We start from the raw sequence: 13,467 nt of genomic DNA on the forward strand, positions 1-13,467 counted from the left end.
ACTTAAACTGCTGGATTTCTATATATTACTTAAATAAATCTTTGCTATTAACTTCTTTCTTAAGTAAATTCTTTTCTCTTAACCACTTTACATTCTTAGTCCAATTTTCTTCATCTTGGCTTAAGAATTTACCACTTTTATTTTCCATAAGAGGCATTAATATTTCTAAGCTCTTCTTTTCTACTTCTGCATCAAGTGGGAAGTTTTCATTTTGAACATTTAACACTAAATCTAAAGCTTTTTCAGGATTATTTTGAGTATATTCAAATCCTTTTTTAGCAGCATCTAAGAAAGCTTGTATAGTTTCATTATTATTCTCAATTGCATCGTCACTAGCTATAAATGCTAACTCATAATTGTTAGGTACTCCATAATCTGCTGGATTAAAAGTATCTAATTGTATTCCCTCTTTTTCTAATAATATCTTTTCGTGGTTTATGTATCCGCCTATTATTCCATCAACCCTTTTAGTTTGAATAGCAGCCATTAATTCATAACCTACATCTACAAACTCTATTTTTGAAGGATTTCCACCAGATTCAGCAACCATTGCCTTTACTGTTTCCTTATCAATATCAAATGATGGATAACCTATTTTCTTTCCTTCTAAATCCTTTAATGTTTTAACTCCTACATCTTTACGAACCATAAGTTGATTTAATGAACTTCTAACTATTGCACCAACTGACTTAACTGGAATATCTTCCCCTTTAGCCAAAATAATTTGTTTTGGATAACTTATAGCTAAATCAGCTTGATTTGAAGCTACTAGTTTAATTCCATCTTCTGTACCTGATGGCGTAATTAAATTAACCTTTAACCCTGCTTCTTCAAAATAACCCTGATCTTGGGCAGCATATAAGAACGAATGAACCGCATTTGGATACCAATCTAGTAGAACATCTACTTCTTTTAAATTTTTTGTAGCTTTTGTTTCTTCCTTCTTAGAACATCCGCTTAAAACTAAGCTAAACATCATAACTATTACTAATAACATACTCACTCTTTTTGATTTCATGATTCTCCTCCTTAGTTTTTTTTCTATATTTTAATAAAATCCTTTCTAGTAAAAACCCTATTGAAAACAAAGTTAATCCTAAAAATGATAACACTAACACTCCTGCAAAAACTGAATCTGATTGTAACATTCCAGATGCTCTTTTTACATATATACCAAGTCCTTTTTCAGCTCCTAACCACTCTCCTATGGTAGCCCCTGCAACACTATATGTAGCAGCTATTTTTAAACTACTTAAGAAATTAGGCAGTACAGAATTCATATGTAATTTTAAAAATATCTGAAGTTTACTTCCTCCTAATGCTTTTAAAACATCTTCTAAATCTTTATCTACACTATTTAATCCATCTAGAGTACTTATAACTATAGGAAAGAAACAAAACAACACTACAACTGCCACCTTTGACCATATCGTATATCCAAACCACATAATCATAATAGGTGACAATGCTATCGTTGGAATTGTTTGAGAAAATATTATAATTGGGTATAATGTTTTTCCTACATTTTTCCAAAGATATATAGAAAGTGCACAAGATATACCTATAATTACTGATATACTAAGGCCTAATATTGCTTCACCTAAAGTTATTAATGAATGATTGTACAATAATTCTCTTTGGGTGAACAAAGCATCAGTGACTTTAGAAAACCTAGGCAAAATATACTTTGGTATATTAAAATATGGTATTAAAAACTCCCAAGCTAAGAAAATAAATATTAAAAATGTTATGGGGAATATATAATCCTTAAATTTCTTCATTATATCCTCCCCCCTTTACCATCTATCTCATCGAGAATATTTAAAATATCCCTTTTTAGCTCTATAAATTCACTAGAAAGTGTTGTTTCATAGTTTCTAGGTCTTCTAAAATTAACGTCTATAGACTTTAAATTTTTATATGGTATTTGTGTGCAAATTAGTATTCTATCAGATAAAAGCAATGCCTCATCAATATCGTGAGTTATCATAAATACTGTATTTTTTTGTTTTTGGCAAAGATCTAATAACCATGTTTGCATCTTTCTCCTAGTCAATGCATCTAAAGAAGAAAATGGCTCATCTAATAAAAGTATTGAAGGATTATTTACTATAGCCCTTAAAAAAGAAGCTCTTTGCCTCATACCCCCTGATAATTCATGAGGGTATGATTTTTCAGTACCTTTAAGTCCAAAGTCTTCAAAGTATGTAGCTGCTATTTTTCTAGATTCTTTTTTACTATGACCATTTAATTCAAGTCCAACAGCTGTATTGTCGAGGATATTTCTCCAAGGCATTAATGAATCATTTTGGGGCATATATCCTATAACATTTTTATTATATTCCTTTGCTATTTTGACAGTGCCTGTTTGTGGTTTTAGTAGCCCTAAAATCAACCTAAAAAGAGTACTTTTCCCTGTTCCACTAGGTGCAATTATTGTAATAAATTCATTTTTGTCTATGCTAAAGGATAAATCATCGATTATAAGTTTTCCTGAATCTTTATACCTAAATGATAAATTATTAATTTCTAGTGCTTTCATCTAAATAACCCAACTTTCTTTTTTATAACACCCATCCCAAAACATGTACTCATATTTTGAAGAAAGGACAAAGAGATTTTCTAATTTTTGAAGTTCTCTCTCTGGAAGACCTTCAGCAAGTCTGTCCATTAATTTTATACACCAATCATTTTCCTTATTGTATTCTTCATCTGCATAAGTAAGTATCCACTCTTTATAAAGAGGGTGCTCTAATGCCTTTTTATCTTTAGCTAAAGTATTACCAATAAACGCATAACTCCACATACAAGGAAGTAGTACTGCCACTAATTCTGCTAATGATCCTTGATTAGATATTTGAAGCATAAACTTAGTGTATGATAAGTTATTTGCATTTGGTTTTGTACCTTCAAGTTCTTCTTTAGTTACTCCAAACTTCTTTGCAAATTCAATATGTGAATCCATTTCAATATTTACTATAGCATTTGCACATCTAGAAAAAGCTTTCATATCTTCTAAATTATCTGCTTTAACCATTCCTAATGCGAAAATTTTTATGTAATCTATTAAATAAACATAGTCTTGTTTAACGTAAAAACAAAACTTTTCTTCTTCCAAAGTGCCTTGACTGAGTTCTTTAAGGAAAGGATGCTCTAGGTAAGCTTCCCAAATTGGTTTAGCTTTTGATAATAATCTTTGTGAAAATTGCATAAAAAAACTCCTTTCAAACAGTATTTAACATACCATCGAAAGGAGTTGATAATTCAATAATTATAAATCTATATAAACTAGATTTAACTTATGTATTATACTACAACTTCCCTTCGCTGGCATTATCCAGTGCAGGTTCAAAGGGTCTGAATAAAATTCATCTCAGCCATAACGGCTCCCCTAGTACATATCTAAATTTTATACTTTAAATAAAATAATGTCAATGATTAGTAGAATTCTGTCGATATATTATTTGTATAAAAATCAAAATATTTAGTTGACATTTATCATAGTATGCTTTAATATAATCTAAAATAATGCTAATAACAAATCAATACCCGATTGAAGCTTTATAGAAGAGTTGTCAAATTTGACACACCGAAGGAATAACACTCTCAGGTACTTTTATAAAAGTAGGACTGTAAAGCTTAGGGAACTCTGGAGAGACCCATTATGGGCGCCGAAGGGGCAAGGCAATTTAGCTCAATCTCTCAGGCAAAAGGACAGGGATCACATACTATATACTTAGTACTTTTTTGAGTACCTTTTTATAGTTGTCATTTATCCAGAGCTGAATCTATATTAGATTTAGCTCTTTTTAATTCTCCTGTCAATTAATTCATTTTTCTCTGTTGATTTATTAAAGCAAATAATTTTAAGGAGTGTATTTTTATGAATTTAATTGATGTTTTAAACCAAATGGACACTTTCATATGGGGTCCACCTTTACTTTTACTATTAGTAGGTACTGGTATCTTATTTTCTTTTAAGCTTGGATTTTTGCAAATTACTAAACTCCCTACTGCTCTAAGGTTGATTTTTAAAGCTGAAAACAATGGTAGTGGTGATATTTCTAGCTTTGGTGCTTTATGTACAGCTCTTGCTGCTACTGTTGGTACAGGAAATATAGTTGGTGTTGCTACTGCTATAAAAGTGGGAGGTCCTGGCGCATTATTTTGGATGTGGGTTGCTGCATTCTTTGGTATGGCTACTAAATATGCTGAAGGTGTTCTTGCTATAAAGTATAGAACTAAAGATGAAAACGGGCAAATATCTGGTGGACCAATGTATTACATAGTAAACGGTATGGGTAATAAATACAAACCTCTTGCAATTTTCTTTGCTATAAGTGGTGTGTTAGTTGCACTTTTAGGTATTGGTACTTTTACTCAAGTTAATTCTATAACTGATGCCATTAACGGAAGTTTTGGAATTGACCCTAGAATGACTGGAATTGCCTTGGCTTTAATTGTTGCTTTAATTATATTTGGAGGACTTAAAAATATATCTAATGTTTCAACTGCGTTAGTTCCTTTTATGTCAGTTCTTTATATATTAATATGTTTATTAATTCTAGCAAGTTCATTTGATAAAATACCATCTGCTTTTATGTTGATAATCAAAAGTGCTTTTACTCCGGTTTCTGCATTTGGTGGATTTATGGGAGCTAGTGTTTCTATGGCTATTAGAAATGGTATTGCTCGTGGTGTATTTTCTAATGAATCAGGACTTGGTAGTGCACCTATTGCTGCAGCTGCTGCTAAAACTGAGTGGCCTGCTGAACAAGGTCTTATTTCTATGACTGGTACTTTTATAGATACTTTAATTATTTGTTCTCTTACTGGTTTTTCACTTATATTGTCCGGTGTTTGGCAAGGAGATTTAAATGGTGCTATTATGACTCAAAGTGCTTTTGAAAGTGTACTTCCTGGTATCGGACCTTTATTTTTAACAATTAGTTTAACCTTATTTGCTTTTACTACCATACTAGGGTGGAGTTATTATGGTGAAAGATGTTTTGAGTTTTTATTTGGTACTAAAGGCATAAATGGTTATAGAGTTGTCTTTGTTTTTATGGTACTTCTTGGATCATTTTTAAAGTTAGAAGTAGTTTGGATAATTGCCGATATTGTAAATGGTCTTATGGCTATTCCTAACTTAATTGCTCTACTTTACCTTATGCCTGTGGTTGTTTATGAAACTAAGATTTATATGGATCATTTAAAATCTAATAAATAAAATCATTTGTATTTTAATTCTCATCAATAAAATACAAAATAAGTATTGCAAATATAACTAAATATAAACTTAATAGTTAAAAAATAACTAGACTTTTTATATATGGATATAGACAAAATAATATTGACTTTAAAATAATAAATAAGGAGTGATACTATGTTTAAAATGACAAATTTAAAATCTGATGAGTTAAAAGCAGTACAAGAATTAGAACAACAGTTAAAAAGTAGATTAGGTGAAGATATTGCATTAATCGCTTGGAAAGACGAAGATAAAGATAAAACTAAAGATACTCATAAAGAATCTCATATGTAAAAGATGTAAATTAAAATTGTGATTTTTAGTTATTTTATAAAAGTGGTGAGACTCAAATCTCACCACTTTGTATTTTATTTATATACCTTTAAACTTAGAGAGTTGATTCTAATTCTAACTTTTCTTTATCAAAAGTGTCTATTTGCTTATTTCTCATAGTTTTACCCCATCTTGCTAATGATTCAAGTGCAGGTATTAAGTCTTTACCATCTTCTGACAATGAGTATTCTACCCTTGGTGGTATCTCCATATACTGCTTTCGATTAACAAGGCCATAGATTTCCATTTCTTTTAAACATTGGGATAACATCATATTTGTTATTCCATCAACTTTTCTTTTAAGTTCGTTATAACGCAAAGTATCATTTTGATTCAAAGCCCATATAATAGGAAGTCTCCATTTACCCCCAATTAATTCTAGGGCATATGTTAATGGACAATTTTTAGTATTTTCATTTTCATTACTTTTACTATTCATTTAATAACTCCTTTAGTCAGTTTTTTCTTACTTAGTCATTAAATACTGCATACTTGTAGTTTTTTTATCATGTATTATAATTATATCATAATTGATCAATTAATTTTATTTAGGAAATCCTAAGGCTTATTTAAATACAAGGAGTGAAATAAATGAATATAACATATGAAGTTATACCTAATGATAAAATTGAATACTGTAAAGATTTATGCAATGAACTAATGGTGTTCCAAAAATCAGTGGCAACAGTTACACCAGAATTATTTAATCCAATGAATTTTGATTCTAGAATGGTTCCTTCTGTGAAAACTGCACTACACAATTACATTGTAGTTGTAAGAGATAATAATAAACCAGTTGGTTATGTATATTCTAACGTATCTCCAAAAGAAACATATTGTAGCGACTTTGCAACTTTCTTTGATCTTTCTTCTGTAAAAAGATCTAATGTAGGATGTTTATCACAATTTTATATTAAAGAAGAGTATAGATCAAAAGGAATTGGATCAGTGCTTTTCGATATGTCTATGAAATGGTTAAAGGAATTTGATGATATTGATGATTATTTCGTATTTGTTTCAAATGGTAATGCTAATGCTTTGGAGTTTTATAAATCTAAAGGTTTTCTTGTTAGTCATGACATATTAGATGGTTTTATAACTGTTTTAAGAGATAAATTATAATTACATTCCTTATGCTCTTTGAGATTGGCATTTGTAGAATTTTAAGGGACTAGATTATTAAAATAACACTAGTCCCTTTTTATTAAAAATTTAATCATTTGATTCATTCTCATATTTAACTCTATATACGTCCATTCTCTCACTAAACATATCAGCTATAGATGGTGGCGTGTATGTTATGGCATTAGCCCCAGCTTCTATTGTTTCAACAATAGTCTTTTCAGTAGGTCCTCCTGTCGCCATAATTGGAAAATTTGGGAACTTCTCTCTTATTTGTCTAACTATGTGAGCAGTTCTTTTCGCACCTGAAACATTTAATATTGTTGCTCCTGCATTAATTCTAGCTTCAATATCCTCATACTCTGAAACAACAGTAACTATAATAGGTATATCGATGGTTTCTCTCATGTTCCTTATAACTTCATTTGGTGTAGGGCTATTGACAACAACTCCCATTGCACCCTTAAACTCAGCATCTAAAGCTAAGTTTACCACTCTTTTTCCCATTGTAGTCCCGCCGCCAACACCACAAAAAACTGGAACATCTGCAGTAGATACTAAAGCTTCAGTTATAAGTGGCTGAGGTGTAAAAGGATATACAGCAATTATAGCATCTGCATTATGATTTTTAATAACAACTACATCAGTTGTAAAAATAAAAGACTTTAGCCTCTTTCCAAATATTTTTATGCCAGTAGCTTGTCTTATTACAGATGGCATCTCAATTATATGACTTCTAAGCATCCCTTTAATTTCCGGTACATGTCTACTCATCGATCGTCCTCCTTATATTGAATTTAATTAGTTCAATACGCTTAATACTTAATTATACAACAATTTATAATGATTAAGAAACATACTTTTTCAATTTAAAATATATTTTCATTAAGATGTCTAAGATAAATATAATTTTATCACATTATGCATGTGACTGAATAGTACAAATTTTTACATAAAAATACATAACTTTTAAAAAATCAATTTAGTTTAAATAACACTAAACTTAGTATTATCAAAAAAATATAAAATAATAGGCTAACTAGAAGAGTTAGCCTATTGCTTTATACGCACAAAAATTTCCCTGTTACAGAATTTTTATTGGAGATTATCTCACCTGGAGTACCAACGGCAATCACCCTACCTCCATCTATTCCACCTTCTGGCCCAAGATCTATTATCCAGTCAGAAGCTTTTATAATTTGTTCATTATGTTCTACTACTATTACTGTACTTCCATAATCTACAATTCTATTTAAAAGCACAATAAAATTTTCTACATCAATTGGATGCAGTCCTGTTGTCGGTTCATCAATTAAATATAGATTGTTCTTGCCTTCGTTACTAATTAATTCTTTTGCAAGTTTTAATCGTTGCCCTTCGCCACCTGATAAAGTAGTCAATGTTTGCCCTAGTTCAAGATAACCTAATCCTACATCTTTAAGTAAATTTAGGACCTTAAGAATTTTTGGATAATTATCAAATGCAATAATCGCATCTTCAATAGACATTTCTAAAACATCTTTAATAGAATTTCCGTTATATTTTACAGATAAAACATCATCATTAAATTGGTTTCCACCACAAACTGGGCAAGGAACTTCTAAATTCTCAAAAAACAGCATATTGCTCGTGATGTATCCAAGGCCTTCGCAATTCTCACAACGTCCGCCCTTCGTATTAAATGAAAAGTGCTTAATATTTAATCCTTTTTCTTTTGCATCCTTTAAATTACCAAAGATTTTTCTTATTTCAGAATAAACATCAGAATATGTTGCTACATTTGAACGCTTCATCTTAGTAATAGGAGATTGCTCTACTGTGATTATTTGATCAAATATTTCAGTTCCTGTTACAATATTACAATCTGTTTGATTTTTTGTACCCCATTTTGATAGTACATCAAATACCAATGTTGATTTTCCAGAACCTGAAACTCCAGTAACACTAATCAAACAGTCAATAGGAAATTTAACATCTATATTTTTTAAGTTATGTAAATTTGCATTTTTTACTTCTATAATTTTTCCTATGCCTTTTCTAAACTGTTTATTGCTTTCTATTTTTCTATTGAGATAAGATCCTGTTACAGAATTAGTTATTTTCTTAAGTTCTTCTAAAGTTCCCTTTCCAATTATTTCACCGCCATATTTCCCAGAACCAGGGCCAATGTCTATAATATAGTCAGCTTTCTTCATAACATCTATGTCATGTTCAATTACTATAACTGTATTTCCAAGATCTCTTAACTCTTTTAGTATACTTATAATCCCAGCTGTATCCTTTGGATGAAGGCCTATTGTTGGTTCATCCATTATGTATATGATTCCCGTTATATCAGAATCCAAAGTTGCTGCTAATTTTATCCTTTGTGCTTCACCTCCTGATAAAGTCATGGTTTGTCTATTAAGAGAAAGATAGCCTAGGCCAACATTAATAATCCTTTTAATCTTTGTTTTCAGATCTAATAGATATGATTCTACCATTAGTTTATTCGCACCAATAGTAGAGTTCTCAAGACCTAATATCCAATCATATAATTCAATTAAAGATAAAGAAACTAACTCTGGAAGACGTGTGTCCATTACTGTTACACTACGACTTAAGTCGTTTAATCTCTCACCATTACAATCTTTACAAACTTCTGAGTGAAAGTAAGGATCTAGTTGCTTTGATTCCCCTCCCTTTTCTGATAGTCTTCTCCAAAGGACAGGAAACACACCTTCAAATCTTCCCTTATCTACAGTTTTTGGAGCAACAACATCCGGAAAAAGCTTCTTAACTTCGTCGCTTTCAACACCGTAAAGAAGTATTGTCCTTTGACCTATTTTAAAATCCTTAACTGGAATATTTGCCTCTATTGGAACACCATAATGTTTAAATGCATTGTATAATGATGATATCTGATATTCCTTATATCTTTGTTCCCAAAAATTTATCGCTCCAGCTTCCAGCGATAATTTCTCATTGATTACATTATCCTTGTTTATTTTTAGGACCTTTCCTAATCCTTGACATGTGTTGCATGAGCCTTCCCTTGTATTATAAGAAAAATTGCTTCTAGTAAGCTTATCCATTTTGTAATTACAGTTATTACAATACATATAAACTTTAAAATTACTTTCGTACTTCTCTAACTCTTCCCTACACTCTGAGGATATTATTTCTTTACTACAATTTGGACAATTTCTTTTACTTAGCTTTTCATAAATCATCCTAAGATCTGTATAAATGTCAGTGACTGTACCAACAGATGAACGTGGATTTTTATTGGCGTATCCAGTTTGAGTAATCACAATAGCAGGTGATAAATTACGAATATAGTCAATCTTGGGCTTATTAATTCCTTGTAACCCCATAGCCTCTAAATACTGTCTTTGACACTCATGGAAAATAGTATCAATGGCTAATGTTGATTTACCAGAACCAGATAAACCAGTAAAAACAACGAGTTTGTTTCTAGGTATCTCTACTGAAATATCCTTTAAATTTCCTTCTTTGGCACCTTTGATAATAATGTTGCTCACTTCACTCCCTCATTTCTATATATGCTTATTCTACATTAAATTTAGCTTTTATCTCATCAAATGAAATAGGTTTGTAATCAATATTTTCTACAGAAACATTCACATAAAAGTATTTATTTATAGATTTGCTATGAGTATGACCATGTATATTTACATAAACTGATTCTTCAGGCAAATACTGTGTTTCATGACTTAAAATATAGAACCCGTCTAGTATAATAGGATAGTTTATAACTTCATCAAATCCAATATCTAACCACCAATTCCTAGTTCTTTCCTTATCGTGATTTCCCATTATTAATATTTTATAACCATTTAATTTATTTATTATTTCCTTTGTTTTTTCCATATTATAAAAAGAAACATCCCCAAGCACATAAACAGTTTCTAATTTATCTACAGTACTATTCCAGTTATTTATTATAGCTTCATCCATTTCTTCTAATGAAGAGAATGGTCTTTTTTCTAAATTTATAATATTTTTATGTCCAAAATGCATATCGCTTATAATCCATCGTTTCATTTTTTAACAACCTCACTTTATATTACTCTAAAATGGCGATAGCACGAATAGGTGCTCCATCAGAGTTTTCATATTTTATCATAAATTGTTCAATTGGTAATGAATCTAATGTTGTAATTTTATATTAACATAACATCTTTTATTTGTAATTCTTACTTACGTATATATTTTTACTTGTACATACTTGATTACTTCAATTTAAAGCACTACAATAGAATAATCAGAAATTGTGAAAGGTATGATAACATGGAAGAACAATATTATGAAAAATTATTGAATATAAAGACATGTGGTGAGCAAAAATGGGATAGCAAATCTACTCACTATCATCCATATGAGCCAACATCATATTCTGCATTAGAAGTATTGTTTCAACAATATAGAGTTGAAAGTAATGATCATATAATCGACTTTGGATGTGGTAAAGGGAGGCTTATTTTTTATATAAACCACTTTTTTAAATGTGAAGTTACAGGAATAGAAATGAACAATGAATTTTATGAGGAAGCACTTAATAATAAATCGAATTTTTTAAAAAAACATAAAAAAAATAGTGATAAAATCAACTTTTTATGTTGCTTTGCACAAGATTATAAGATAAAACCAATAGACAATAAATTCTACTTTTTTAATCCATTTTCAATAAAGATATTTATTAAAGTTATAGAAAATATTTTAGATTCAGTTGAAATCCACAACAGGACAGTTGAATTAATTTTATATTATCCATCAGATGATTATGTTTATTATTTAGAAAACAATACATCTTTTGTTCTTATAGATGAGGTTATGTTACCTCATATAAGTAAGTACAATTCTAACGAAAGATTTTTAATTTATCAATTAAAGTATATATAAAACCGTATTGAGTTTACAATACGGTTTTATTTTTATAATATTTACCTCTTTGAATGATATTGTATTAATACAACATCCTCTTGGAGTTTAGCAAACAATTTATTAGCCTCTAATATCATAGAAATACCTTTTTCGATTATATCTACCCTCATAAGTAAAACACCTTCTTTTGCTATATTAATACCTTCTTTATACATAGCTATAAATTCAATTATTCTATGATGGATCTCAATATATTCAGTGGGCACTGCATCATCAGTGTACTTATATCCATTTAATACTCTTTCTCTTTCTCTTAATGCATTGTAAGTATATACTTCTCCTTGAGACTTGAAACTACCTTTATTAATTGGATTTTCAACTTGAACTTCATTTAATTCTTGTAGAAATTTCTCAACAAAACTTATATATTCACTTTGTTGTATATTCAATACATTTAATGATGTGTTAAGTTTTTCTGTAGTTATAGGAGTTGCAAATACTAATAATATTGCAATTAAAAAATACTTATACCTTTTTATCATATCTACCACCTTTTTCATAATAATATTTCGTAATATTATTATGTGCAGACATAGATAAATTATTTTTACATCTATATTTCTTTTTATTATTTATAACTCATGTAAGAATAATCCACATCTTACTTTTGGCTCAAACCATGTTGATTTGGCAGGCATTATCTTTTTCTCATCTGCAACTTCTATCAATTCTTCTATACTAGTTGGATAAAGAGCAAAGGCTATTTTCATATCTTCATTAACTCTTTTTTCTAATTCCTCTATACCTCTTATTCCACCTATAAAATCGATTCTTTTATCTTCTCTAGGATTTTTTATTCCAAGAATAGGATTTATTATATTATCATGAAGTACAGATACATCTAAAGATTCTACAACAGCTTTATTTTTTATCATATCTTCTCCTACATTTATTTCATACCATTTTCCACCCAAATACATACCTATTTTCCCTTTTTCATCAGGTTTGTAGTTATCGCCTTTTACTTCTCTAACTTCAAATTTCTCCTTTATTTTTTCAATAAATTCACTGTCTGTTAGCCCATTTAAATCTTTTAAAACTCTATTATAGTCTAGTATCATCAATTCATTATCTGGTGCAATCATTGCTAAATAGTAATTAAATTCTTCTTTGCCTGTATAGTTTGGATTATCTGTTCTCATTTTCTTAGCTATATTTTCAGCAGAAGCTGATCTATGATGACCATCAGCTATATATAAATATGGAACTTTTTCAAATTCCTCAACTAATGAATTTAAAATTTCTTTATCTTCTATTTTCCATATTGTATGAGATATATTATCTGAAGTTGTAAAATTATATATAGGTTTATTATTATAAGCGTAGTCTTTTACTATCTTATTTATTATTTCTTTATTTTTATATGTTATAAGAATTGTTCCTGTGTTTGCGTTGCAATATTCTATATGATTTGTTCTATCTAATTCTTTATCTGGTTTGGTATACTCATGTTTTTTTATTGTACCATTTAAGCTTTCATCAACTGATACACATGCTACTATCCCTGTTTGACTTCTGCCATCCATAACTTGTTTATAAATATATAAACACTCTTCTTCTTCTTTTATTAAAATATTATCATCCCTAAATTTATTTAAATTTTCACTAGCTTTAATATATACACTTTCATCATACTCATATATATCTTTATTTAAGTCAATTTCAGCTTTATCTATATGCAAAAATGAATAAGGATTATCTTGTGCTAGAATTCTAGCTTCTTCACTATTCATTACATCATAAGGCAGTGCTGCGACATTCTCTGCTAAATCATCTCTTGGTCTAATTGCTTTAAATGGTTTAATTGTTGCCAT

General features: G+C 29.6%; 14 protein-coding genes and 2 riboswitches. Of the genes, 4 read left to right on the plus strand and 10 right to left on the minus strand.

The window, feature by feature from the left end:
- Positions 1-25 precede the first annotated feature (25 nt).
- The 4 genes from ACUSRV_RS11970 to tenA are packed head-to-tail and all read right to left on the minus strand — an operon-like array spanning position 26 to position 3,211.
- A complete protein-coding gene (locus tag ACUSRV_RS11970; RefSeq protein ID WP_490142198.1) occupies positions 26-1,018 on the minus strand; it encodes an ABC transporter substrate-binding protein in 993 nt (330 codons plus the stop codon).
- A complete protein-coding gene (locus ACUSRV_RS11975) occupies positions 969-1,781 on the minus strand; it encodes an ABC transporter permease (RefSeq protein ID WP_490142199.1) in 813 nt (270 codons plus the stop codon). Before ACUSRV_RS11975 ends, ACUSRV_RS11970 begins: the two co-directional genes overlap by 50 nt.
- The gene (locus tag ACUSRV_RS11980) at positions 1,781-2,542 is read right to left on the minus strand and encodes an ABC transporter ATP-binding protein (protein ID WP_490142200.1); all 762 of its coding nucleotides are present in this window, start codon (positions 2,540-2,542) and stop codon (positions 1,781-1,783) included. The genes ACUSRV_RS11975 and ACUSRV_RS11980 overlap by 1 nt, the downstream gene beginning before the upstream one ends.
- Positions 2,543-3,211 carry a thiaminase II gene (gene tenA, locus ACUSRV_RS11985; protein WP_490142201.1) on the minus strand — a complete coding sequence of 223 codons (669 nt, stop codon included), beginning with the start codon at positions 3,209-3,211 and terminating at the stop codon, positions 2,543-2,545.
- Positions 3,212-3,302: 91 nt separating this feature from the next.
- Positions 3,303-3,403, minus strand: a riboswitch (TPP riboswitch).
- A gap of 236 nt (positions 3,404-3,639) precedes the next feature.
- Positions 3,640-3,728: riboswitch (glycine riboswitch) on the plus strand.
- 155 nt (positions 3,729-3,883) lie between these two features.
- On the opposite strand from tenA, the gene ACUSRV_RS11990 reads away from it, so the two are divergent.
- On the plus strand, positions 3,884-5,230 hold the full coding sequence (locus ACUSRV_RS11990; protein ID WP_490142202.1) for an alanine/glycine:cation symporter family protein: 1,347 nt from the start codon (positions 3,884-3,886) through the stop codon (positions 5,228-5,230).
- Positions 5,231-5,386: 156 nt separating this feature from the next.
- Positions 5,387-5,545, plus strand: coding sequence for a hypothetical protein (locus ACUSRV_RS11995; protein ID WP_490142203.1), 159 nt, complete (start codon positions 5,387-5,389; stop codon positions 5,543-5,545).
- Between the two features lie 94 nt (positions 5,546-5,639).
- Here ACUSRV_RS11995 and ACUSRV_RS12000 read toward each other — a convergent pair whose 3' ends face one another.
- Positions 5,640-6,023 carry a winged helix-turn-helix transcriptional regulator gene (locus ACUSRV_RS12000; protein ID WP_490142204.1) on the minus strand — a complete coding sequence of 128 codons (384 nt, stop codon included), beginning with the start codon at positions 6,021-6,023 and terminating at the stop codon, positions 5,640-5,642.
- A 152-nt stretch (positions 6,024-6,175) separates the two neighbouring features.
- Here ACUSRV_RS12000 and ACUSRV_RS12005 point away from each other — a divergent pair, with 152 nt between their 5' ends.
- The gene (locus ACUSRV_RS12005) at positions 6,176-6,706 is read left to right on the plus strand and encodes a GNAT family N-acetyltransferase (protein WP_490142205.1); all 531 of its coding nucleotides are present in this window, start codon (positions 6,176-6,178) and stop codon (positions 6,704-6,706) included.
- Between the two features lie 90 nt (positions 6,707-6,796).
- Here ACUSRV_RS12005 and ACUSRV_RS12010 read toward each other — a convergent pair whose 3' ends face one another.
- The 3 genes from ACUSRV_RS12010 to ACUSRV_RS12020 all read right to left on the minus strand — a co-directional run bounded on the left by ACUSRV_RS12010 (position 6,797) and on the right by ACUSRV_RS12020 (position 10,753).
- The gene (locus ACUSRV_RS12010) at positions 6,797-7,480 is read right to left on the minus strand and encodes a hydrolase (protein ID WP_490142206.1); all 684 of its coding nucleotides are present in this window, start codon (positions 7,478-7,480) and stop codon (positions 6,797-6,799) included.
- Positions 7,481-7,767: 287 nt separating this feature from the next.
- On the minus strand, positions 7,768-10,230 hold the full coding sequence (locus tag ACUSRV_RS12015; RefSeq protein ID WP_490142207.1) for an ATP-binding cassette domain-containing protein: 2,463 nt from the start codon (positions 10,228-10,230) through the stop codon (positions 7,768-7,770).
- A 25-nt stretch (positions 10,231-10,255) separates the two neighbouring features.
- Entirely contained in the window at positions 10,256-10,753 is a 498-nt protein-coding gene (locus tag ACUSRV_RS12020; RefSeq protein WP_490142208.1) for a metallophosphoesterase, read from the minus strand.
- A gap of 246 nt (positions 10,754-10,999) precedes the next feature.
- On the opposite strand from ACUSRV_RS12020, the gene ACUSRV_RS12025 reads away from it, so the two are divergent.
- Entirely contained in the window at positions 11,000-11,611 is a 612-nt protein-coding gene (locus tag ACUSRV_RS12025) for a class I SAM-dependent methyltransferase (protein WP_490142209.1), read from the plus strand.
- A gap of 41 nt (positions 11,612-11,652) precedes the next feature.
- Here the strand turns inward: ACUSRV_RS12025 and ACUSRV_RS12030 are convergent, their stop codons facing one another.
- Positions 11,653-12,135, minus strand: coding sequence for a hypothetical protein (locus ACUSRV_RS12030; protein WP_490142210.1), 483 nt, complete (start codon positions 12,133-12,135; stop codon positions 11,653-11,655).
- A 90-nt stretch (positions 12,136-12,225) separates the two neighbouring features.
- A complete protein-coding gene (locus tag ACUSRV_RS12035; protein WP_490142211.1) occupies positions 12,226-13,467 on the minus strand; it encodes a DUF1015 domain-containing protein in 1,242 nt (413 codons plus the stop codon).

This window comes from Sporacetigenium sp. TC11 (genome assembly GCF_058146105.1).

Excerpts from the sequence above, each read along its gene's own strand:
- ACUSRV_RS12010 (WP_490142206.1), bottom strand. The coding sequence starts at position 7,480 with ATGAGTAGACATGTACCGGAAATTAAAGGGATGCTTAGAAGTCATATA.
- ACUSRV_RS11980 (WP_490142200.1), bottom strand. The coding sequence starts at position 2,542 with ATGAAAGCACTAGAAATTAATAATTTATCATTTAGGTATAAAGATTCA.
- ACUSRV_RS12030 (WP_490142210.1), bottom strand. The coding sequence starts at position 12,135 with ATGATAAAAAGGTATAAGTATTTTTTAATTGCAATATTATTAGTATTT.
- ACUSRV_RS12020 (WP_490142208.1), bottom strand. The coding sequence starts at position 10,753 with ATGAAACGATGGATTATAAGCGATATGCATTTTGGACATAAAAATATT.
- ACUSRV_RS12000 (WP_490142204.1), bottom strand. The coding sequence starts at position 6,023 with ATGAATAGTAAAAGTAATGAAAATGAAAATACTAAAAATTGTCCATTA.
- ACUSRV_RS11975 (WP_490142199.1), bottom strand. The coding sequence starts at position 1,781 with ATGAAGAAATTTAAGGATTATATATTCCCCATAACATTTTTAATATTT.
- ACUSRV_RS12035 (WP_490142211.1), bottom strand. The coding sequence starts at position 13,467 with ATGGCAACAATTAAACCATTTAAAGCAATTAGACCAAGAGATGATTTA.
- ACUSRV_RS11990 (WP_490142202.1), top strand. The coding sequence starts at position 3,884 with ATGAATTTAATTGATGTTTTAAACCAAATGGACACTTTCATATGGGGT.
- ACUSRV_RS12005 (WP_490142205.1), top strand. The coding sequence starts at position 6,176 with ATGAATATAACATATGAAGTTATACCTAATGATAAAATTGAATACTGT.
- ACUSRV_RS12025 (WP_490142209.1), top strand. The coding sequence starts at position 11,000 with ATGGAAGAACAATATTATGAAAAATTATTGAATATAAAGACATGTGGT.
- ACUSRV_RS11970 (WP_490142198.1), bottom strand. The coding sequence starts at position 1,018 with ATGAAATCAAAAAGAGTGAGTATGTTATTAGTAATAGTTATGATGTTT.
- ACUSRV_RS11995 (WP_490142203.1), top strand. The coding sequence starts at position 5,387 with ATGTTTAAAATGACAAATTTAAAATCTGATGAGTTAAAAGCAGTACAA.
- tenA (WP_490142201.1), bottom strand. The coding sequence starts at position 3,211 with ATGCAATTTTCACAAAGATTATTATCAAAAGCTAAACCAATTTGGGAA.